Origin of the sequence: Streptomyces sp. NPDC088246 (genome assembly GCF_044741025.1) — a bacterium.
Lineage (GTDB): Bacteria > Actinomycetota > Actinomycetes > Streptomycetales > Streptomycetaceae > Streptomyces.
The window spans coordinates 1-21,245 of sequence record NZ_JBIURV010000074.1 but is presented as its reverse complement, the minus strand read 5'-3'; the positions used below and the strand labels follow the sequence as shown (position 1 = coordinate 21,245).

General features: G+C 69.4%; 20 protein-coding genes. 4 read left to right on the top strand and 16 right to left on the bottom strand.

Annotated elements, in window-relative coordinates:
* Positions 1 to 204: 204 nt before the first annotated feature.
* Positions 205 to 495: a hypothetical protein gene (locus ACIPEK_RS42495; RefSeq protein WP_402007730.1), complete on the bottom strand. Its 291-nt coding sequence runs from the start codon at positions 493 to 495 to the stop codon at positions 205 to 207.
* Between ACIPEK_RS42495 and ACIPEK_RS42490 the strand changes: the two genes are divergently transcribed.
* Entirely contained in the window at positions 385 to 636 is a 252-nt protein-coding gene (locus ACIPEK_RS42490; RefSeq protein WP_402007726.1) for a HEAT repeat domain-containing protein, read from the top strand. The two genes, ACIPEK_RS42495 and ACIPEK_RS42490, sit on opposite strands and share 111 nt — an antisense overlap.
* A gap of 156 nt (positions 637 to 792) precedes the next feature.
* On the opposite strand, the gene ACIPEK_RS42485 is transcribed toward ACIPEK_RS42490, so the two are convergent.
* The 7 genes from ACIPEK_RS42485 to ACIPEK_RS42455 form a co-directional block, all read right to left on the bottom strand.
* Entirely contained in the window at positions 793 to 3,639 is a 2,847-nt protein-coding gene (locus ACIPEK_RS42485; RefSeq protein WP_402007710.1) for a right-handed parallel beta-helix repeat-containing protein, read from the bottom strand.
* 247 nt (positions 3,640 to 3,886) lie between these two features.
* Positions 3,887 to 4,885 (bottom strand): porphobilinogen synthase, encoded by a 999-nt coding sequence (gene hemB / locus ACIPEK_RS42480; RefSeq protein ID WP_402007708.1) that lies wholly within the window; start codon positions 4,883 to 4,885, stop codon positions 3,887 to 3,889.
* Between the two features lie 113 nt (positions 4,886 to 4,998).
* Positions 4,999 to 6,669: a uroporphyrinogen-III synthase gene (locus tag ACIPEK_RS42475; protein WP_402007706.1), complete on the bottom strand. Its 1,671-nt coding sequence runs from the start codon at positions 6,667 to 6,669 to the stop codon at positions 4,999 to 5,001.
* Entirely contained in the window at positions 6,666 to 7,652 is a 987-nt protein-coding gene (gene hemC, locus ACIPEK_RS42470; protein WP_383066869.1) for a hydroxymethylbilane synthase, read from the bottom strand. The genes ACIPEK_RS42475 and hemC overlap by 4 nt, the downstream gene beginning before the upstream one ends.
* Entirely contained in the window at positions 7,649 to 9,142 is a 1,494-nt protein-coding gene (locus ACIPEK_RS42465) for a glutamyl-tRNA reductase (protein WP_402007704.1), read from the bottom strand. The genes hemC and ACIPEK_RS42465 overlap by 4 nt, the downstream gene beginning before the upstream one ends.
* Positions 9,139 to 9,906 (bottom strand): redox-sensing transcriptional repressor Rex, encoded by a 768-nt coding sequence (locus ACIPEK_RS42460; protein ID WP_383066865.1) that lies wholly within the window; start codon positions 9,904 to 9,906, stop codon positions 9,139 to 9,141. The genes ACIPEK_RS42465 and ACIPEK_RS42460 overlap by 4 nt, the downstream gene beginning before the upstream one ends.
* A gap of 272 nt (positions 9,907 to 10,178) precedes the next feature.
* Positions 10,179 to 10,454: a glutaredoxin family protein gene (locus tag ACIPEK_RS42455; RefSeq protein ID WP_402007702.1), complete on the bottom strand. Its 276-nt coding sequence runs from the start codon at positions 10,452 to 10,454 to the stop codon at positions 10,179 to 10,181.
* A 170-nt stretch (positions 10,455 to 10,624) separates the two neighbouring features.
* Between ACIPEK_RS42455 and ACIPEK_RS42450 the strand changes: the two genes are divergently transcribed.
* From ACIPEK_RS42450 to ACIPEK_RS42440, 3 genes are all read left to right on the top strand, one after another.
* Positions 10,625 to 11,578, top strand: coding sequence for an HAD family hydrolase (locus ACIPEK_RS42450; RefSeq protein WP_402007701.1), 954 nt, complete (start codon positions 10,625 to 10,627; stop codon positions 11,576 to 11,578).
* A gap of 367 nt (positions 11,579 to 11,945) precedes the next feature.
* On the top strand, positions 11,946 to 12,722 hold the full coding sequence (locus ACIPEK_RS42445) for an ECF subfamily RNA polymerase sigma factor, BldN family (protein WP_030928170.1): 777 nt from the start codon (positions 11,946 to 11,948) through the stop codon (positions 12,720 to 12,722).
* A 225-nt stretch (positions 12,723 to 12,947) separates the two neighbouring features.
* Positions 12,948 to 14,138, top strand: a complete 1,191-nt coding sequence (locus tag ACIPEK_RS42440) for a DUF5667 domain-containing protein (RefSeq protein WP_402007699.1) — start codon at positions 12,948 to 12,950, stop codon at positions 14,136 to 14,138.
* 104 nt (positions 14,139 to 14,242) lie between these two features.
* On the opposite strand, the gene ACIPEK_RS42435 is transcribed toward ACIPEK_RS42440, so the two are convergent.
* The 8 genes from ACIPEK_RS42435 to ACIPEK_RS42400 all read right to left on the bottom strand — a co-directional run bounded on the left by ACIPEK_RS42435 (position 14,243) and on the right by ACIPEK_RS42400 (position 21,130).
* A complete protein-coding gene (locus tag ACIPEK_RS42435; protein ID WP_402007697.1) occupies positions 14,243 to 15,310 on the bottom strand; it encodes a lysophospholipid acyltransferase family protein in 1,068 nt (355 codons plus the stop codon).
* Between the two features lie 15 nt (positions 15,311 to 15,325).
* Entirely contained in the window at positions 15,326 to 16,420 is a 1,095-nt protein-coding gene (locus ACIPEK_RS42430; protein ID WP_402007695.1) for an NAD-dependent epimerase/dehydratase family protein, read from the bottom strand.
* 188 nt (positions 16,421 to 16,608) lie between these two features.
* Positions 16,609 to 16,707 carry a 30S ribosomal protein bS22 gene (locus ACIPEK_RS42425; RefSeq protein ID WP_003948845.1) on the bottom strand — a complete coding sequence of 33 codons (99 nt, stop codon included), beginning with the start codon at positions 16,705 to 16,707 and terminating at the stop codon, positions 16,609 to 16,611.
* Between the two features lie 110 nt (positions 16,708 to 16,817).
* Positions 16,818 to 17,030: a helix-turn-helix domain-containing protein gene (locus ACIPEK_RS42420; RefSeq protein ID WP_014046653.1), complete on the bottom strand. Its 213-nt coding sequence runs from the start codon at positions 17,028 to 17,030 to the stop codon at positions 16,818 to 16,820.
* A gap of 128 nt (positions 17,031 to 17,158) precedes the next feature.
* Positions 17,159 to 17,974 carry a phosphatase gene (locus ACIPEK_RS42415; RefSeq protein WP_402007693.1) on the bottom strand — a complete coding sequence of 272 codons (816 nt, stop codon included), beginning with the start codon at positions 17,972 to 17,974 and terminating at the stop codon, positions 17,159 to 17,161.
* A gap of 122 nt (positions 17,975 to 18,096) precedes the next feature.
* On the bottom strand, positions 18,097 to 19,269 hold the full coding sequence (locus ACIPEK_RS42410; protein ID WP_402007691.1) for an acetoin utilization protein AcuC: 1,173 nt from the start codon (positions 19,267 to 19,269) through the stop codon (positions 18,097 to 18,099).
* Positions 19,238 to 20,443, bottom strand: coding sequence for an MFS transporter (locus ACIPEK_RS42405; RefSeq protein WP_402007689.1), 1,206 nt, complete (start codon positions 20,441 to 20,443; stop codon positions 19,238 to 19,240). The genes ACIPEK_RS42410 and ACIPEK_RS42405 overlap by 32 nt, the downstream gene beginning before the upstream one ends.
* Positions 20,444 to 20,485: 42 nt before the next feature.
* Entirely contained in the window at positions 20,486 to 21,130 is a 645-nt protein-coding gene (locus ACIPEK_RS42400; protein WP_402007687.1) for an HAD family hydrolase, read from the bottom strand.
* Between the last annotated feature and the right edge of the window lie 115 nt (positions 21,131 to 21,245).

Sequence of the window (21,245 nt, the reverse complement as noted above, 5' to 3'; positions counted from 1 at the left end):
TGGTGGCCGTATCGGAGGGACGGGCCGGGGCAATCATGGAGGGATCGACTCAGCTGAACCGATGGAAACGCGGCCCATTCACTCAAAGAAACGTGCCCCATTCACTCAAAGGTGGGCGCGCCAGGGGCGGTCGCCGACCTCACCGGTCCCGGGCCCGCTCGGCGCCGCACGAGCCACTGCATACCGACACCCGGGAGCTCTTGTTCACCCGTCCGCCACGCCGGCGCCGAGCGGCACCACCGGGACCACTCCGCCGGTGACCGGCACGCCCTCCGCCTCCGTGACACCGCCCTCGGAGAGCGGCACGCCGTCCGCCGGCTCCTCCCAGCCCGCCGCACCGCGGGCCTGGCCCTGCTGACCGCACTGCACGACCCCGAGGAGGACCTGGTCCGCCAGTACGCGGCCGAGGCGCTCGGCCCCTACGCGGACGAGCCACCGGTCCACGAGGCCCTGACCGCCACCGCGCTGGAGGACGACGACCCGCTCGTGCGGCACAGCGCCCTGGCCGCCGTCGAGGAGGCGGGCCCGAGCGAGGCCCGTACCGGCCTGCTGCGCGCCCTCACCCACGACCCGGACCTGGGCGGGGCTGCGGCCCGCATCCTCACGGAGTGGGACCGGAACCCCGACGTCCGGTGACCTGAGCCGGAGATTCCCTGATGGTTCTGCGCGCGGCCGGAGCTGCCGACCAGGCGCCCACTACGGGCAGCGCCGCAGGAAGGGCCTCTCGTCCGGATCACGCCGGCTCGCGGTGTCCGGCGTGATCCGGACGAGAGACCGTGCGGACGGTGCCCGCTACTGGATCCTGAAACTGTCGACGATCATGTAGTCGCCCGTCTTCATCACGCCCTTGATGATGTGCGCACCGGGGGCGAGCCCGGCCGCGCTGAAGACGGTCTTCTGATGGACGCGCGTGGCGTTGTGGTTGTCGATCGTGCCCACGGACCGGCCGTCGATGAAGAGCTCGACCTCGCCCTCGTCGGTGTTGACCTGGGTGATGAGATCGATCGCGGTCCCGTTGAAGGCGAGCTCGAAGGAGTCCCCCACCGTCTGGGTGGCCTGCACGTCGTCGGCCCAGCCGCCCGCGCCGCCCCGGTACCTGTTCTTCCAGTCCCAGCCGGTACCGGTGTAGACGACACCGGACGTGTTGTTGATCTGCTCGCCGCCGGTGGGCTTGCGCAGGGCCACCTCGACGGACGCCTGATCACGCCAGACCTTCAGCGCGACATCGGCTCCTGGAGCGGCCTGGTTGTACGCGAACCAGAAGCTGTTGCGGTCGGTCACCGGCCGGCCGTCGATCTCCCGGATGACGTCATTGGCGCGCAGCCCCTGCCGGTACGCCTCCGAGGTGCTCGGCACGGAAGCGAGGTGCAGGCCGTTGGTGTCGGTCAGTCCCGTGGCGGACTTGATCGCGTCGGAGTAGATCCGGGTGACCGGCACGCCCAGCAGCGGTTCCGGAAGGGCTTCGAGGGTGTCGGTGTCGGGAGCCTCCGTGGGCCAGGTGAGCGGCGGCGGGGTGGGGGATCCGGCCTTGCCGAAGCCGCTCATCGCGATGTTGTGGAAGCCGAGGGCCAGGGCGGGCGAGTCGGACTGGACGGTGTAGTCGAGCTTGGCGGGGTCGGCGAACGGGGAAGTGCCGGTGAACTTCGGGTCGGCGATCACCGAGCGGGTGTCCAGCCCGTTCGCCCGCCAGGCGTCGCCGAGGCCCTGGACGGCTTTGCCGTTGTTCCAGAACAGGTTGTCGTTGATGACGGGCCTGCTCCTGGCCACGTCGACCTGGATCAGGCTGTAGGGGGTGTCGGTGACGAAGACGTTCTTCTCGACGGTGTCGCCACTGTCCGCGAACCAGACGTGGAAGTGCGCGCCGCCGTTGACGAAGACGTTGTTGCGTACGGTCCGGTGGAAGCCTTCGCGAAGCTTGACCCCGCCGTTGAGCAGCAGGTTGTCCTCGATCAGGTAGTTCGAGCTGCCGTCGTCGAGGTCGATGTCCCAGTGCGAGGAGTGCCGGATCCGGTTGTGTCGGATGACAGTGGTCTCCATCGCGTCCAGCTTCGCGTACGACTTCTTCGTGGCGTCGTCGGCGGACAGCGGCCAGAAGCGGTCCCGGCCCCAGGAGTTGAAGGGGCCGTGGTCGGACGTCTCCTTGACGCAGTTGAAGATGTCGTTGTTCTCGATGAGGTGGCCTCCCCAGGTGCCGTCGTTGATGTCGACGCAGGCGCGGGGACCGTCGTGGATGGTGTTGCCGTCGACGGTGACGCGGCGGCTCATCGATATCTGCACACCGGAGGTCTGCTTCTCGAACTGCCCGTTGTCGTGCAGGTGGTTGTCGCGGATGGTGATGTCGCGGGGGTAGTTCTCGCTCTTCGGTCCGGGCCGGGTGTCGCTGATGGTCCTGCGCATGCTGTCCCAGGTGGACGGCTCGCGGACCGCGTCCGGGTTGCCGATGACCGCGACGTCGGAGGCGCCCGAGTGGCTGAACTCGTTGCCCGAGACGATGTCGTGGCTGTTGTACCCGTCGATCAGGAGGGCGTTGCCGCCGAGCTGGTCGAAGCGTGAGTCGCGTACGGAGACGTTCTCGGTGTTCTTCAGATGGACGGCGGCCACCCGGGCCAGGGCCCAGTCCCCGAGCTGGAGCTTCTCGTACGGCTGGTTGAACAGGGTGCGGTGGGTCCGGGTAAAGGTGAATCCGGAGAAGGTCAGGTCGCGGACGGCGTCGCCCGGCCCGTTGCCCTCCACCCGGATCAGCTCGTTCTGCTCGGCCGTCTCGACCTGGGCCCGTGCGGGGTCGACGCCCGCCGGGGGATGGAAGTACAGCTTCCCGGCGGGCTTGTCGTAGAACCACTCGCCGGGTGCGTCGAGCTCCTCGAAGACGTTCTCGACCATGCGGTACGTGGCGTGCAGCCCGCTGCCCCGGTTGTTGTCACCGACCCAGGCCAGCTCGGGCGTGCCGTCCGCCTTCACACCGGTGACCTTGAAGGAGTTCCCGCCCCACATCCCGTCGTGCAGACCGCGCACGAGTGCCGTCGTCGGGTTCTTCCAACGGGCCACGTGCTCGGGGGAGATGGCGTCCGGCGCGTACCCGCCGAGGATCGCCGTGTCCGGGTCGTAGTCGGGGTAGCGGGCGAGCGTCTGCCGCTGCCCGTCGACGAAGAGCCCGTCGAAGTCGAGGCCGGCTCCGATGTCCGCGACCTTGATCGAACCGGAGAAGGACCTCCAGCGGGGCGCGAGCGAACGGCCGCCGCTGATGGCGACGCGCTCACCGGGCGCCGCGAGGTACCGGACCGGAGACCCGGCGGTACCGGAGTCGGCCGTGGTGAACTTCAGAGCGGACCGCAGCCGGTACGTACCACCGTGCACCACGACGTCGACCGGTCTTCGCTGCGCCACCCCCTTGCGCAACGTCGTTCGGACGGCCTTCTGGGCCCGCTCCAGCGTCCGGAACGGCCGGTCGGCCGATCCCTTGGCCTGGTCGCTTCCGGTGACCGACACGTGGAAGACGACCGGTTTCGCGCCCTTGCCGTGGGCGGCGGCGGGGACGACGGGCAGGACGGCCAGCCCGACCCCCGTCGCGGCCGCCACGAGCGCGGCCAGCACCGGGGGCGGAGTCGGGCGGCTGGAACTCGAACCTGGGACAGTGCGCACGGGCACTCCTCATCGACGGTCACGTCGTGTCGGCTTCCATGAAAGCCAGGCATCCAATGTCTATGCCCAACTTTTGCGAGTTGTACGGGGATTACCGCGCCGAAAGCTATAAATACATCGGATGACCGTCAAGGGCTTGAACCAAAAAGAGTCCCCGCCCGTCCCGGCATCGGGACGAACGGGGACTCACCGGACCGGCGTCGCCACCAGGCGGTCCGGGTGCCGGGCCATTTCGAAGAACGCCTGCTCAGCGCCGCCCAAGCCGCTGCGCGACCTCCGTCGCCCAGTACGTCAGGATCATCTGCGCACCGGCCCGGCGGATGCCGGTCAGGCTCTCCATGATCGCCGCGTCCCGGTCGATCCAGCCCTTCTCGGCGGCGGCCTCGATCATCGAGTACTCACCGCTGATCTGGTACGCGGCGACCGGCACGTCCACCGACTCGGCGACCTTCGCCACGATGTCGAGATACGGTCCGGCCGGCTTGACCATGACCATGTCGGCGCCCTCTTCGAGGTCGAGCGCCAGCTCGCGCAGGGACTCGCGGGCGTTCGCCGGGTCCTGCTGGTACGTCTTGCGGTCACCCTTGAGCGAGGAGCCGACGGCCTCGCGGAACGGCCCGAAGAACGCCGAGGAGTACTTCACCGTGTAAGCGAGGATCGAGACGTCCTCGTGGCCCGTCTGGTCGAGCGCGTCGCGGACGACGCCGACCTGGCCGTCCATCATGCCGCTGGGGCCGACCACATGGGCGCCCGCGTCGGCCTGGACCTGGGCCATCTCGGCGTACCGCTCCAGCGTCGCATCGTTGTCGACGCGGCCGTCGGCGGTCAGCACGCCGCAGTGGCCGTGGTCGGTGTACTCGTCCAGGCACAGGTCCGACATGACGACGAGATCGTCACCGACCTCCTCGCGCACCGCGCGCAGAGCGATCTGGAGGATGCCGTCCGGGTCCGTACCCGCCGTGCCCCGGGCGTCCTTCTTCTCGTCCGCGGGGACGCCGAAGAGCATGATCCCGGAGACCCCGGCCGACACCGCATCGACGGCGGCCTTCCGCAGGGTGTCCAGGGTGTGCTGCTGTACGCCGGGCATGGCCGAGATGGCGACCGGGGCGTCGATGCCCTCGCGCACGAACGCGGGCAGGATCAGATTCGCCGCATCGAGCCGCGTCTCGGCGACCATCCGCCGCATCACCGGGGTCGTCCGCAGCCGCCGGGGGCGGGAGCCGGGGAAGTTTCCGTACACAGTCATCCTTCGAGACTAGACCCGTACACATCACCGTCTTACCGACACCTGTGCCGGGAAAACGGGCAGGGGCCCGGCCGCCGAAGCAGCCGGACCCCTGACACAGTCAACCGGGCCGATCAGGTCGTCGTACGACGCCGCCGCGCACCGGGACGCCGCTCGCTCGGCCGCGTCACCGGGTCACCGGCCACCCTCGCCGCCTCCCGGCGCTGCGCACCGAACTCGGCGAGGGCCTCGGCCAGCTTGTGCACCGAAGGCTCCGGCGACAGGACGTCGACGCGCAGGCCGTGCTCCTCGGCGGTCTTGGCCGTCGCCGGGCCGATACACGCGATGACCGTCACGTTGTGCGGCTTGCCCGCGATGCCGACGAGGTTCCGGACGGTCGACGACGAGGTGAAGAGCACCGCGTCGAAACCGCCGCCCTTGATGGCCTCACGCGTGTCGGCGGGCGGCGGCGAGGCGCGGACCGTGCGGTACGCGGTGACGTCGTCGACCTCCCAGCCCAGCTCGATGAGCCCGGCCACCAGCGTCTCGGTGGCGATGTCGGCGCGCGGCAGGAAGACGCGGTCGATCGGGTCGAAGACCGGGTCGTACGGCGGCCAGTCCTCCAGCAGACCGGCGGCGGACTGCTCACCGGACGGCACCAGGTCCGGCTTCACACCGAAGTCGATCAGCGCGGCGGCGGTCTGCTCGCCGACGGCCGCGACCTTGATCCCCGCAAAGGCACGGGCGTCGAGCCCGTACTCCTCGAACTTCTCCCTGACGGCCTTCACCGCGTTCACGCTGGTGAAGGCGATCCACTCGTAGCGGCCCGTGACCAGGCCCTTGACCGCGCGCTCCATCTGCTGGGGCGTACGCGGCGGCTCGACGGCGATCGTCGGGACCTCGTGCGGCACGGCACCGTACGAACGAAGCTGGTCGGAGAGCGACGCCGACTGCTCCTTGGTACGCGGGACGAGCACCTTCCAGCCGAACAGAGGCTTGGACTCGAACCACGCGAGCTGGTCGCGCTGGGCGTCGGAGCTGCGCTCACCGACCACGGCTATGACGGGCTGATGCCCGTCCGGCGACGGGAGGACCTTCGCCTGCTTCAGGACCTGGGCGATCGTCCCGAGGGTCGCCGTCCAGGTGCGCTGGCGGGTGGTCGTACCGGCCACCGTCACGGTCAGCGGGGTGTCGGGCTTGCGGCCCGCCGAGACCAGCTCACCGGCGGCCGAGGCCACCGAGTCGAGGGTCGTCGAGACGACGGCCGTGGCATCGCTCGCGCCGACCTCGGTCCAGCAGCGTTCCGAGGCGGTGCGGGCGTCGACGAACCGGACGTCGGCGCCCTTCGCGTCACGCAGCGGCACACCGGCGTACGCGGGCACGCCCACGACGTTGGCGACACCCGGCACGACCTCGAAGGGGATACCGGCGGTGGCGCAGGCGAGCATCTCGGCGCCGGCGTTCCCGTCCAGTCCCGGGTCGCCCAGGACGGCACGGACGACCCGCCTGCCGCCCTTCGCTGCCTCCATGACAAGATTGACCGCATCCCTGAGAACGGGAACACCGGCGGCTGTTGACTGCGCGTCAACAACCGTCAGCTCAGGCGTGCTTACGCCTGCCCGCGCATGGCAGCGAACGACGCCGAGAACGTCCGGCTCGGCGACAAGGACGTCCGCGCTCGCGAGCGCCTCGACAGCGCGCAGAGTCAGCAGTCCCGGGTCGCCGGGACCGGCGCCGAGGAAGGTGACGTGCCCTTGTGCGGACAGGGCCGGAAAGTCGGATGCGGCGGGGCCGGTGGGGCTCAAAGTGCTCGCTCCCCCATAAGACCGGCCGCACCCTTGGCGAGCATCTCGGCCGCGAGTTCGCGACCGAGGGCCGCCGCGTCGTCGTGCGACGTGGGGACGGGACCGGTGGTGGACATCTGTACCAGCGAGGAACCGTCGGTTGAACCGACGACACCGCGCAGGCGCAGTTCATTGACAGCCTGTCCGTCGACCAGGAGGTCGGCCAGCGCACCCACAGGTGCGGAGCAACCGGCCTCCAGGGCGGCGAGCAGGGCACGCTCGGCGGTCACGGCGGCCCGGGTGTACGGGTCGTCGAGCTCGGCGAGCGCGGCGGCGAGGTCTGCGCTGGTCGCAGCGCATTCGATCGCCAGTGCTCCCTGGCCGGGAGCGGGCAGGACGGTGTCGACCGACAGGAAGTCGGTCACCTCACCGATCCGGCCGAGGCGGCTGAGCCCGGCCGCGGCGAGTACCACCGCGTCCAGCTCTCCGCTTCGTACAAATCCGATACGCGTATCGACGTTCCCCCGGATCGGCACGGTCTCGATGTCGAGGCCGTGGTTACGGGCGTACGCGTTGAGCTGCGCCATGCGGCGCGGCGAGCCGGTGCCTACGCGGGCACCGGACGGCAGCTGCTCGAAGGTCAGCCCGTCCCGCGCCACCAGTACGTCGCGCGGGTCCTCGCGCACCGGTACGGCGGCCAGCACGAGGCCCTCGGGCTGGGCGGTCGGCAGGTCCTTGAGCGAGTGGACGGCGAAGTCCACCTCGCCGCGCAGCAGCGCGTCGCGCAGCGCCGCGACGAACACGCCGGTGCCGCCGATCTGCGCGAGGTGCTCCCGGGAGGTGTCGCCGTACGTGGTGATCTCGACGAGCTCGACGGCGCGCCCGGTCACCTCGCTGACCGCGTCGGCGACGAGGCCGGACTGCGCCATGGCGAGCTTGCTGCGCCGGGTCCCCAGCCGCAGCGGCTTGGTGGCCCCCGCGCCCAGGGGTGAGTTGTCGGTCATGACCGCCCTCTATTCGGGTCGTTCAGGTCTGCCCGGGAGACGGCGGCGACCGTCTGCGGGTCGAGGTCGAAGAGTTCCCGCAGCGCATCGGCGTACCCGGCGCCGCCGGGCTCGCTGGCGAGCTGCTTGACCCGCACGGTGGGCGCGTGCAGGAGCTTGTCGACGACGCGGCGCACGGTCTGCGTGATCTCGGCGCGCTGCTTCTCGTCCAGGTCGGGGAGGCGTCCGTCGAGCCGCGCGATCTCGCCCGCGACCACTCCGGCGGCCATCGTGCGCAGGGCGACGACGGTCGGGGTGATGTGGGCGGCGCGCTGGGCGGCGCCGAAGGCCGCGACCTCGTCACCGACGATGGTGCGCACCTGGTCCACATCGGCGGCCATCGGGGCGTCCGCGGACGCCTCGGCGAGCGACTCGATGTCGACGAGGCGCACACCGTCGAGGCGGGCGGTGGCTCCGTCGATGTCGCGCGGCATGGCGAGGTCGAGCAGGGCGAGGCGGACGGGGCCGGCGCCCTGGGCGGGCACGGTGGCCCGGCGGACGGCCTGGCGCACCGTACCGGCGGTGCCGTTCTCCACCCAGGCGGCGTGCCGGTCGGGGTCGGCGGGCGGCGCGGGGACGGACGCGGCGGGCGCCTCGTACGCGGGGTCGCAGGCCAGGCCGAGCGCTCCGGCGACGGCCTCGGCGGTCAGCACGAGGCCTGTCGCACCGGTGCACGAGACGACGACATCGGCACGTGTCAGTTCGTCGGAGACCGCGGCCATCTCCACGGCGTGGGCGGCCACTCCCGTACCGCCGGGCTGGCCCAGGATCTCGACGAGCCGGTCGGCGCGGGCCCGGGTCCGGTTGGCGACGACGATCTCGGCGACACCGGTACGGGCCAGGGTGGCGGCGGCCAGCGAGGACATCGAGCCGGCGCCGATCACCAGGGCACGCTTGCCCCTGGCCCAGTCGGCGACATCCGCACCGGCAGCGAGCTGTTCGAGACCGAAGGTGACGAGCGACTGCCCGGCCCGGTCGATCCCGGTCTCGCTGTGGGCGCGCTTGCCGACCCGCAGTGCCTGCTGGAAGAGGTCGTTCAGCAGCCGGCCGGCGGTGTGGACCTCCTGCCCCAGCGCCAGCGCGTCCTTGATCTGGCCGAGGATCTGGCCCTCGCCGACGACCATCGAGTCCAGCCCGCAGGCCACCGAGAAGAGGTGGTGGACGGCCCGGTCCTCGTAGTGCACATAGAGATACGGAGTGAGCTCGTCCAGCCCGACGCCGCTGTGCTGGGCGAGGAGCGTGGACAGCTCGGCGACGCCCGCGTGGAACTTGTCCACGTCGGCGTACAGCTCGATGCGGTTGCAGGTGGCCAGCACGGCGGCCTCGGCCGCGGGCTCCGCGGCGAGGGCGTCCTGGAGGAGCTTGGCCTGCGTCTCGGCAGCCAGCGAGGCCCGCTCCAGTACGGAGACGGGGGCGCTGCGGTGGCTCAGCCCTACGACAAGAAGACTCATGCCGGCATCACGGCGGGCATGTCCCCGTCAGGTCCCTTCCGGCCGCCGGTGGCGGCGCGCACGGGCGGTGCGGCCGGGTCCGGGCTGCTCTCGGCTCCGTCATCGCCGGCCTTGCGCTGCTCGTGGAAGGCGAGGATCTGAAGCTCGATGGACAGGTCGACCTTGCGCACGTCGACGCCGTCGGGCACGGAGAGCACCGTCGGCGCGAAGTTCAGGATGGAGGTGACGCCCGCGGCGACAAGCCGGTCGCAGACCTGCTGAGCGGCACCTGCCGGGGTCGAGATGACACCGATCGACACACCGTTGTCACCGACGATCTTCTCCAGTTCGTCGGCGTGCTGCACGGGAATCCCGGCAACGGGCGTTCCGGCCATCGCGGGGTCGGCGTCGATCAGTGCGGCGACCCGGAAACCACGGGAGGCGAAGCCGCCGTAGTTGGCGAGCGCGGCGCCGAGGTTACCGATACCGACGATCACGACAGGCCAGTCCTGGGTGAGCCCGAGTTCGCGGGAGATCTGGTAGACGAGATACTCGACGTCGTACCCGACACCACGCGTCCCGTAGGACCCGAGGTAGCTGAAGTCCTTGCGCAACTTGGCAGAGTTGACCCCCGCCGCCGCGGCGAGCTCCTCGGACGAGACCGTGGGGACCGAGCGCTCGGAGAGCGCGGTCAGTGCGCGCAGGTACAGCGGAAGTCGGGCGACGGTGGCCTCGGGAATTCCTCGGCTACGGGTCGCCGGTCGGTGATTTCGGCCAGTTGCCACGGTGCTCCTGCGGGATGAGCGGGGCTGCAGGCGGCCGTATGTCCCAAGGCCGCCCCGTCGAATGCAGGCTATGTCTTTGTGAACGCGTGCACAAAGATGGTGTCCGTTTTGTCCGGTCAAAGTGACCGGGGTCACGCACATTCGTCGCGCGATCCCGGAACCAAGGATCGCATCAGCCCGTTGCAGGCCCGAAGGGGGCAAAGCGGTACACACTCCTTACAGCCACTCCCCCGAGAGCACTCAAAACGCCCATGATGGTAACCGCGTTTTCCTCACGAACGCAGTGCGTTGCGCAGCCTCGCCGGGTCCACCCGCCAGAACGTGTGCTGTTCGTTATCAATCAGGACAACCGGGATCTGCTCCCAGTACTCCCGGTGCAGCCCCTCGTCCTGGGTGATGTCCTTCTCCTCCCAGGACGCACCGGTCTCCGCACAGACCTCCCGCACCACCGCCCTCGCGTCGTCGCAGAGGTGACATCCGGGCTTCCCGACCAGGGTCACCACCCGGTCCGCGGGCTTCTTCTTCGTACGTCGCAGCAGAGCACTCATGCCTTCATTCTGCGCCGGAAAGGGACCGCCCCTCCGACCGGAAGGGGGCCACTTCCGCCCTTGATCCGAAACACCCCGAATCGCCCGTTCAACAAATCAGCAGCCGAGAGTTCACGGCACGGCATCCCAGCAGGTCGGGAAGGGCCGAACCGACTGGCTATGCTCACGACATGGCCGCTCTTGGATGGCTCACACCCCGTAGGCGCCCCGCGACAGCACGGAGCGTGCTGGCAGGCGAGGCAGCAGCTGAGGCAGCACGGAAGTCCTCCCTCCCCGACGATCAGTCCTCCGCCATCGCCCAGGACACCCCTGTCCTCACCACACCCGAGGAACCCCCCTTCCCGGTCGTCGGCGACGACCGGGCCGCCGCCTTCTTCGACCTGGACAACACCGTGATGCAGGGCGCGGCGATCTTCCACTTCGGCCGCGGCCTGTACAAGCGGAAGTTCTTCCAGCGCCGCGAGCTGACCAGGTTCGCCTGGCAGCAGGCATGGTTCAGGCTGGCCGGCGTCGAGGACCCGGAACACATGCAGGACGCCCGCGACAGCGCCCTGTCCATCGTCAAGGGCCACCGCGTATCCGAGCTGATGTCCATCGGCGAGGAGATCTACGACGAGTACATGGCCGACCGCATCTGGCCCGGCACCCGCGCACTCGCCCAGGCCCACCTCGATGCCGGACAGCGGGTCTGGCTGGTCACCGCCGCCCCGGTGGAGACCGCCACGATCATCGCCCGCCGCCTGGGCCTGACCGGCGCACTCGGCACGGTCGCCGAATCCGTCGACGGCGTCTACACCGGCCGCCTGGTCGGCGAGCCGCTGCATGGCCCCGCGAAGGCCGAGGCGGTCCGCGCCCTTGCGGCGGCCGAGGGTCTGGACCTCGACCGCTGTGCGGCGTACAGCGATTCGCACAACGACATCCCGATGCTGTCCCTGGTCGGACACCCGTACGCGATCAACCCGGACGCCAAGCTCCGCAAGCACGCCCGCGCGCTCGACTGGCGGCTGCGGGACTACCGGACGGGCCGCAAGGCGGCCAAGGTCGGCATCCCGGCCGCGGCCGGCGTGGGCGCCCTCGCAGGCGGCACCGCGGCCGCCGTCGCTCTGCACCGCCGCCGCCGCTGACGCACACCCGTTCGCGCCCCCGCCCGATCCCGCCGGGGGCCGCCGAGCCACGCCCGGACGCCTGCCGCCAATCGGGACCCCTTACCCACCGACCGCTCCCGCCAGTCGGATTGCGAGCACCCGACCACAACCCGTCGCGCCCGTAGGCAGATCGCGAAGTAATCCGATCAATAACCGGTCACGATGTGCTACTTGATGCATCGATTAGTCGCTACAGAAACGACGTAATCGGTGATTTTAGCAACTGGGTGTAGCACTGCCTGTACGAAGCGTTATTCTCCTCAGACGCATTCCGGAACCCACCACTCACTACGACGAGTGACGGTTTCGCACTGAACGTGATGGAAGCTCTGCCTCTGGGAGTCCCGTGTACCCACACGTCGGGGTTGACGCCTCGGGCCTGGCTACGCTGCGCGCAACGGTCGCCGACCGCTTGCGCGGCTTCGTCCCCACCGCGTACGCCGTACCCGCATTTGCCACCCCTGCACCTGTCGGCCCTTGCTACGCCCTGGCCGAACGCGGTGCGGCGGTCGGAAGACGCAGCAACCGCGGCGCAACTACTACGTCCACCGTTCGCCGGCCCACCGCCGACAGCGACAGCGCGCGCATGATGGATCTCGTCGAGCGTGCACAGGCCGGCGAGGCCGACGCCTTCGGCCGCCTCTACGACCAGTACAGCGACACCGTCTACCGCTACATCTACTACCGCGTGGGCGGCAAGGCGACTGCGGAGGACCTCACGAGTGAGACCTTCCTGCGCGCCCTGCGCCGCATCTCCACGTTCACCTGGCAGGGCCGCGACTTCGGTGCCTGGCTGGTCACAATCGCCCGCAACCTGGTCGCCGACCACTTCAAGTCCAGCCGTTTCCGGCTGGAGGTGACCACCGGCGAAATGCTCGATGCCAACGAAGTCGAGCGCAGCCCGGAGGACTCCGTCCTGGAGTCTCTCTCCAACGCCGCACTGCTGCAGGCCGTGCGCCGACTCAACCCCCAGCAGCAGGAGTGCGTGACCCTGCGTTTCCTGCAGGGCCTCTCGGTCGCCGAGACCGCCCGGGTCATGGGCAAGAACGAGGGTGCGATCAAGACCCTCCAGTACCGCGCCGTCCGCACCCTGGCCCGGCTGCTTCCGGACGATGCCCGCTGACCCCACTCCCGGCCGAATCACCCTCGGCGATATGTCCGTCACGCACTGGTCCGATCATCCTTCGTGCGTAACCCAAGTGCCGCGCCCCTCGTTGTGCCGGTTGCAGGCCCCCTGTCGTCACCCCATGTCCGCCGCCACTCACTCTTTCGTGTGGAAGCGCTCAAGGTGTGCAACTATCCGGACCCCCAGGGGAGTCGACCGTCATGACGAGAGGAGGTGCCGCCAGTGATCGCAAACGTCTCGGCACACCGGCGGGCGAACGCCTTCGCCCAGGCCCTGGAGGAGCAGTCGCTCCGCGGTGCGGCGGCCGTACAGCCCGAGGAACCGGCCGAACCGGCCGACCACGGAACGCTGTTGGCCCTGGCGAACGGCCTCGGTGAGCTACCGCGGCCGGAGTTGGATCCCGAAGTCAAAGTGGTGCAGCGAGCCCAGCTCGTCGCCGCCATGGAGGCCATGCTCGCCGAGGGTGGTGCGTCCGCGGGCCCTACGGTGCCCGAGCAACGGCCCAAGGGGGCCCACCGGGCCTCCCCGCTCCGGAAATTGCGTCCGCGCTCACGCTGGACGAAGGGCCTCGCGGCCGGCGGACTCACCGTCGGTGTGGCGGCGGGGGCCTTCGGCGGAGTGGCCGCTGCCAGTTCCGACGCCCTGCCGGGTGATTCGCTGTACGGGCTCAAGCGCGGCATGGAGGACATCCACCTCGGCATGGCCAGCGGCGATGCCGACCGCGGCGAGGTCTACCTCGACCAGGCATCGACCCGGCTCAGCGAAGCCCGTCGGCTGATGGAGCGCGCCCGCTCCGGCGATCTGGACCACGAACAGCTCGGCGAGGTCAGGCGCACGCTCAACGGCATGACGCACGACGCCACCGAGGGCCACCGTCTGCTCCACTCCGCCTACCAGCGGGACGGCGCCATCGGCCCGATCCAGACCCTGGATTCCTTCTCCCGCTCGCACCGCGACAGCTGGAGCAGCCTGCGCGACCGGCTGCCCGTCCAGCTGACCGATGTCGGCGACCAGGTCAGCTCGGTCTTCGACGCCATAGACGAAGAAGTCGAACCGCTGCAGTCGCTGCTGCCCCGCACCCCGGACAGGAGCAGCGGTTCCCAGCAGTCGGACGAAACGGAGCAGGGCACGGGACCGTCCGATACGGACCAGTCCTCGCCCTCGTCACCGGAAGCCTCACAAGGCCGTACGGGCGACAGCGCCTCGCCCCACCCGTCCGGCTCCGGCAACACCCCGTCCGACGGCCTGATCACCGGCGGCACGGACGGCCTCCTCGGCACCCCGCCCCCGGGCACCACCCCGTCCACCGACGGCCGTTTCAGCCCCCCGCCCACCCCGGACGTAACCCTGCCCCCGCTCCTCCCCGGCCTGCTCCCCGGCCTGGGAATCAACGGCGAGGACCTGAACGACTAGCGCAACCCCCAATCGCCGGACGGGCATTCAGCAACATCGCGCCCGTCCGGCGACTGAGGACAAAACACCCGCCGAGCGCCCCCGGCGCTCCTCGCGCATACCCCTCAGAAGAACACCGACCTCCGCTGCACCAACAACTTGTACAGCGTGTGCTGAATCTGCTCCCGCACCTGATCCGTCAGATTGAACATCAGCATCGGATCCTCCGCTGCCTCCACCGGATACCCACTCGTGGAGATCGGCTCCCCGAACTGGATCGTCCACTTCGTCGGCAACGGCACCGCCCCGAGCGGCCCCAGCCAGGGAAACGTCGGCGTGATCGGGAAGTACGGAAACCCCAGCAGCCGCGCCAGCGTCTTCGAGTTGCCGATCATCGGGTAGATCTCCTCCGCCCCCACGATCGAGCACGGAACGATCGGCACCCCGGCCCGCAACGCCGTGGAGACAAAGCCGCCCCGCCCGAAACGCTGCAGCTTGTACCGCTCGCCGAACGGCTTGCCGATGCCCTTGAAGCCTTCCGGCATCACCCCGACGACCTCGCCCCGCCGCAGCAGCCGCTCCGCGTCCTCCGCACAGGCCAGCGTGTGCCCGGCCTTGCGGGCAAGCTCGTTGACCACCGGCAGCATGAAGACGAGATCAGCGGCGAGCAGCCGCAGATGCCGCCCCGCCGGATGGTTGTCGTGCACCGCGACCTGGAGCATCAGCCCGTCGAGCGGCAGCGTCCCCGAGTGGTTGGACACGATGAGCGCCCCGCCGTCGGACGGGATGTTCTCAATGCCCTTCACCTCGACCCGGAAGTACTTCTCGTACATCGGCCGCAGCATCGACATCAGGACCTGATCGGTCAGCTCCTTGTCGTACCCGAACTCGTCGACGTCGTACTCACCGGTGACCCGCCGACGCAGGAACGCGAGCCCGCCGGCGATCCGCCGGTCCCAGCCATCGCGCTCGACCCCCTCCAGGGGCTGCCCGGCCTGCTGGGGCTCCTCCTGCGGCAGCGAGGCGTCCTGCTGCCCGGGAAGGGCACTGACGGCCGCTGTACCGACCACGGAGGCCGCCGAGGGCCCCTGGCCCCGGCTGCCGCCCCCTGCGGACCGGCGTCGCGCAGAGCGCGGCGAGCCGCCCGACCGCGAACGGTCGTCGTCGAACGGAATGACCTTGGCATCCGCCATCGTCGGTGCGCTCCTCTACCTGGCGCTGGGGGTCGGGTGTGTGTCGCCCGCCCCGGTGATCCCCGGAACATCGCCGGCCGCCCCGGCGAACGGCATGGCGGCCAGTCGGTCGACCGCCCTGCCCACCGCCTCCGGCGGCAGCAGTCCCGGCCCCTGGCTGCGCGCAAACTCCGCGAATGTCTCCGCGGTACTGAACTGTGGGTGGAAACCCAGGGTCTCGCGCATCTGGACGGTGGAGACCACCCGGCCGTGGGTGAGCAGCCGGATCTGCTCCGGCGAGAAGTCCGTCATGCCGACCGTGCGCAGCGCCTGGCCGACCCAGGTGACGGCGGGCAGCAGCAGCGGCATCGTCGGCCGCCCCAGCCGCCGCGAGCACTGCGAGAGCAGCAGCACACCGTCCCCGGCAATGTTGAAGGTTCCGCTGTTCAGCGTCCCGCGCCTCGGCTCTCGCGAGGCGATTCCGAGTACGTCGACGACATCGTCCTCATGCACGAACTGGAGCCTCGGGTCGTATCCGAACACCGTCGGCAGTACGGGCAGCGACAGATAGTCGGCGAGCGGCGAATCCGCCTCCGGCCCCAGGATGTTCGCGAACCTGAGCACGCACACGGCGACGTCCGGCCGACGGCGCGCGAAGCCCCGTACGTACCCCTCGACCTCCACCACGTCCTTGGCGAAGCCCCCGCTCGGCAGGGACTTGGGCGGGGTGGTCTCGGTGAAGACCGCAGGATCGCGGGGCGCGGAGCCGTACACATTCGTACTGGATTTGATCACCAGCCGCCGCACGCTCGGCGCCTTCTGGCAGGCACCGAGCAGCTGCATGGTGCCGATGACGTTGGTCTCCTTGACCGCCGTCCGGCCACCCGTGCCGACCGTCTTGGCGGAGACGTCCAGATGGACGACCGTGTCGACGGAGTGCTCGGCAAGGACTCTGGCGATCGCGGGCTGGCGGATGTCCGCGCGCACGAAGTCGGCGTCGCCCAACTGGTGTCCGGGCGCGACCGCGTCCACGGCGATCACCCGGTCCACTTCCGGATCACGCTGGATACGCCGCACGAAGCGGCCGCCGAGTTGCCGGGCCGCTCCCGTGACCAGCACGACCTTCCCCAAGATCAGCGCCTTCCGTCGAAAGGTTTCCCCTGGCCGTCACCGTAGCGGGTGGATGTTGCCCTGTGATGACCGCACGGCGGCCTTCCAGCAAGTCTTTGGTCCGAATGCGCGTACGCGCCGCCCCACAACGCACCGCAGCCCTCCCGCCATGTCGGCGGGAGGGCTGCGGATACACGAACTGCGTTCGCCTACTTCTTGTTGCGACGCTGAACGCGCGTGCGCTTGAGCAGCTTGCGGTGCTTCTTCTTGGCCATCCGCTTGCGCCGCTTCTTGATAACAGAGCCCACGACTACCCTCGCTCACTTCTTCTTCACTGGTGCGGGGCGTCTGGGCCCACACGACCTACGTCGGCCTAGCCTACCCGCCACCGCGTGAGGGGCGTAATCCGAGGCGAACCTCAGGCGGACTCCACCCCCACAAAGGACTCGCGGAGATACTCGTGAACCGCTTGCTCCGGAACCCGGAAGGACCTTCCCACCCGGATCGCCGGCAGATGACCGCTGTGCACCAAGCGGTACACGGTCATCTTCGACACCCTCATGACCGAGGCGACTTCCGCCACAGTCAGAAACTTGACCTCGTTGAGAGGCCTCTCGCTGCCAGCAGCCATGACCCACCTGTACCTTCCGCACGAGACGCGCACCGGCTTCCCCTCCGGTGACTCTTCGTCGTTGTGCGCTCACTCCACAGATTAGGGGCGTGTGATGCGAGTGGGGAAGAGGAGAGACGATCGGCCGCCTACTGTGACAGACACGCCCGATTGAGTACATAGCGAGTGAGCGGCCAGTAGTAGGCGGAGCGCACGGCATCGTCGAGCGGAACTGCGACCGACACCCGCCCCTCGGCCTCCCCGACGAACAGCGCCGGATCGTCCGTATCCGCAAGCCCGATCGCCTCGATGCCCAGCTGACCTGCCCCGCAGACCCATCCGTGGTCCCCGACGACCAGTTCCGGCAGCAACCCGCAACCCTCCGCGACCGCCTCCAGAGCCACCCGGACCGGCAACGGCGAATGGGTGTGTGCGCCGGTGTCACCACCGGGAGCCCGCACGCCGGGTTCGCGCACCATCGCGACACCTCGTACGTAGTCGAGGCTGTACGTGCGTACGCCGAACCGGGCCGTTATGTCGATACATCTCCCCTGCGCGGGGGTGAGTACGGGGCATCCGGCCGCCGACATGGCGTCTGCCAGCTCTGCGTAGAAGCCGAGCAGCCGGTGCGGATGACCGGTTCCGAACAGCACCGGTGCCCGCCGGACCGCGGCATACGACAGCCGCATGGCAAAGGCATCCAGACCTGCCAGGGTCCGCTCCGGATCAATCACATCAGGGCCCGAAACATGAGCAGGATCGTCCGAAACCCCGCACTTGTCGGCCATGAGACGAAGAAGATCGGGCTCTCTCCAGCCCCGTTCGGGGTCGAGGCCGAGCATCACCCGCGGGTCACGGGCCGCGAAGAGCCGATAGCTCCGCAGACTCACTTCCCTCGATGTGGCCACGGGCCCGGCCAGCCGGGCCGCCAGCAGATGCGCACGCAGCGCTCCGGTGCTCAACACCCCACCGATGCTCCCCGAATCACCCGGACGGGGGGCCAGAAGCCCGGTTACGCCCCACAGTTGGCCTAACCATTCCTCACCACCGCACGGAAACGGCCACACCGCGACCGCCCCCGCCCGTCTCAGGTCAGCAGCCCCCGCAACGGGAACGCCGCCCGCCTGGTCGCCAGCACCGCCTGATCCAGCCGGTCCGCGGGGTCGTACCCCTCCGCCCACGACTTCCAGGAAGGAGTACGCCCGTCCGTCATCCGGGCCGGCCCCAGCTGCCGCGTCCGGGCATAGACCTCGTCCCGCCACGAGGACGGAATCACCGACTCCGGGTCCACCGGCGCATGCGCGGCGATCCCCACCAGATGCGTCCAGGACCGCGGCACCACATCGACCACCGCATATCCGCCCCCGCCGAGCGCCACCCAGCGCCCGCCCTCCGCGTACTCATGGGCGAGATCGTGACAGGCCGCCATCACCACCCGCTGCGCGTCCAGCGACACCGCGAAATGAGCGAGGGGATCCTCGAAATGCGTATCGGCCCCGTGCTGACTCACCAGCACCTGCGGCCGAAAGTCCGCCAACAGCTCCGGCACCACCGCATGGAACGCCCGCAGCCACCCCGCGTCCCCCGTACCGGCCGGCAGCGCCACATTCACCGCACTGCCCTCACCCGCCCCGGAGCCGGTCTCCTCCGGCCAGCCGGTCTGCGGGAAGAGCGTGCGCGGGTGCTCGTGCAGCGACACGGTCAGGACCCGCGGGTCCTCCCAGAAGGCCGCCTGCACCCCATCCCCGTGGTGCACATCCACATCGATGTACGCGACCCGCTCGGCACCCAGCTCCAGCAGCCGCGCGATGGCGAGCGCCGGATCGTTGTAGATGCAGAACCCCGCCGCACCGCCCGGCATGGCGTGGTGCAGCCCGCCCGCGAAGTTCACGGCATGCGCGGTGTCACCGCGCCACACCGCCTCGGCCGCGGCCACCGACTGCCCGGCGATCAACGCCGACACCTCATGCATCCCCGCGAACGCGGGATCGTCCACCGTCCCGAGCCCGTAGTTCTGATCGGCGTGCTTCGGATCCGCCGACGCGGCACGCACGGCAGCCACATAGTCCTCGCGGTGCACGAGCCGCAGTGTGGACTCCCCGGCGGGCTTGGCCGCCACCACATCCACCGCACCGTCCAGCCCGAACGCCCGCACCAGCCCCATCGTCAGGGCGAGTCTGACGGGGTCCATCGGATGGCTTTCCCCGAAGTCGTATCCCGTTACTGCGTCATCCCACATCAACTGTGTGCGGCCGCTCATGCCCGCCACCGTATCGGGCAGGCTCCGCGCCGAACGACCTGGCGTACACGAGCGTCGCGAGCACCAACACCATCGGCACGAGCATCGCCCCCCGATAGCTCCAGGCATCCCCGAGCGCCCCCACCAGCGGCGACCCCACCAGGAATCCCACGTAGTTGAAGACATTCAGCCGCGCAATGGCCGTATCACTCGCCCCGGGGAACATCCGCCCGGCAGCGGCGAACGTCTGCGGCACGATCACGCACAGCCCGAGCCCCAGCAGGGTGAACCCGAGCATCCCGACCCACGCCCCACCGGCCGCCGCCACCACACCGAACCCGGCAGCAGCCAGCACACTCCCGAACCGCACCACGGCCACAGCCCCGAACCGCCGCACCCCGAAGTCCCCGACAGCCCGCCCCAGCAACGTCGTCACCATGTAGACGTTGTACGGAACGGTCGACAGCTGCTCCGAGCTCCCCAGCACGTCCTGCAGATACTTGGCGCTCCAGTTGGACACCGTCGAGTCCCCGATGTACGCGAAGCTCATCACCAGACAGAGCGGCATCAGCAACTTGAAGGAGACCGATGCGGCCCCCTTCCCCCGTGCCTCTCCCAGGCCCTTCTCCACCGACGCGCCGTCGGCGTACCACCGGCTCCCGATGAACGCGACGGGCAGCAGCACAACAACCGCCGGCAGGTACGAGACCAGCAGCGAGAGATCCCAGTGCGCCCCGGCCCACGCCATGGACGCCCCGGCAATCCCGCCCAGGCTGTACGTGGCATGGAACCCGAGCATGATGGAACGCCCGTACGCCCGCTGAAGACTGACCCCCATCATGTTCATGGAGGCGTCGAGCGCCCCGACGGCAAGCCCGAACACACCGAGAGCCAGGGCCGCCTCCCACAACGCGTTCCCAGCCCCGACACCGAGCAGCGCAAGCAGCACAACGGGCTGCGCCCACCTCAGTACGCCCCCGGGCCGTACCCGCGCGACCACCTTCTCGGTGACCACGCTGCCCGCCCCGGCCAGGATCGGCACCGCGGCCAGGAACAACGGCAACAGCCCGTCGGATATCCCGTACCGGTCCTGGATGGCGGGAATCCGCGTCACGAGCAGAGCGAAGGTGACTCCCTGCACGAAGAAGCTCAACGCGAGGGAGGCCCTGCCGTGCCGCAAACGAGCATCTGTCATGGCCGCGAGCGTAGGGCCAGGCTCTACCCATGGGTAGATGGATCAGGCCAGCAATTCCCGCAGTTGACTCATGTCGGAGAAGTGCCCGGTCACCCCGGCGAGCCGGTCCGCCGGCATCATCGACGTAAACCCGTACACATCCATCCCCGCGGCCCTGGCCGCCTCCACTCCGAGCGGGCTGTCCTCGATGACGACGCACCGCTCAGGAGATACGCCCATCCGCTCGGCGGCGTGCAGGAACAGATCGGGCGCCGGCTTTCCGTGCCCCACATCCTCCGCGCTGAAGATCCACTCCTCCTCGAACCACTGGTCGAGCCCGGTCTTGCGATGCCCGACCCTGATCCGCTCATGGCTGCTGGAGGAAGCGACGCAGTAGGCGACCCCGTCGGCGACAAGCTTCCCCAGCACATCGTCGACACCCGCCACCGGCTCCAGCTCCTGCTGGAAAGCAGCGAAGACCCGCGAGTGAAGCGTCTCGTCGAAGTCCGCGGGCAGCTTCTCCCCGGTCCTCTCCTCGACGAGATCGTGCACCCGGTGCACGGCAGCCCCCATGTAGTCGCGAAGACACTCCTGGTACGAGGTGGGGTGACCGAGCTCTGTGAGGTACTCGGCCAGGATGGTGTTGGAGATCGGCTCGCTGTCCACGAGCACACCGTCGTTGTCGAAGATGACCAGTTCGTAGCGCATGGTTCGAGCCTAGACGCTCAGAACGCAGAAAAGCCCCGTGCCACAAGGGCACGGGGCTTTCCCGTAAAAGGAGTTCGGCGGCGTCCTACTCTCCCACAGGGTCCCCCCTGCAGTA

Coding starts and splice junctions, on each gene's coding strand:
- ACIPEK_RS42465 (WP_402007704.1), bottom strand. CDS start 9,142: ATGAGTCTTCTTGTCGTAGGGCTGAGCCACCGCAGCGCCCCCGTCTCC.
- ACIPEK_RS42405 (WP_402007689.1), bottom strand. CDS start 20,443: ATGACAGATGCTCGTTTGCGGCACGGCAGGGCCTCCCTCGCGTTGAGC.
- ACIPEK_RS42410 (WP_402007691.1), bottom strand. CDS start 19,269: ATGAGCGGCCGCACACAGTTGATGTGGGATGACGCAGTAACGGGATAC.
- ACIPEK_RS42420 (WP_014046653.1), bottom strand. CDS start 17,030: ATGGCTGCTGGCAGCGAGAGGCCTCTCAACGAGGTCAAGTTTCTGACT.
- ACIPEK_RS42435 (WP_402007697.1), bottom strand. CDS start 15,310: ATGGCGGATGCCAAGGTCATTCCGTTCGACGACGACCGTTCGCGGTCG.
- hemB (WP_402007708.1), bottom strand. CDS start 4,885: ATGACTGTGTACGGAAACTTCCCCGGCTCCCGCCCCCGGCGGCTGCGG.
- ACIPEK_RS42450 (WP_402007701.1), top strand. CDS start 10,625: ATGGCCGCTCTTGGATGGCTCACACCCCGTAGGCGCCCCGCGACAGCA.
- ACIPEK_RS42400 (WP_402007687.1), bottom strand. CDS start 21,130: ATGCGCTACGAACTGGTCATCTTCGACAACGACGGTGTGCTCGTGGAC.
- ACIPEK_RS42455 (WP_402007702.1), bottom strand. CDS start 10,454: ATGAGTGCTCTGCTGCGACGTACGAAGAAGAAGCCCGCGGACCGGGTG.
- hemC (WP_383066869.1), bottom strand. CDS start 7,652: ATGACCGACAACTCACCCCTGGGCGCGGGGGCCACCAAGCCGCTGCGG.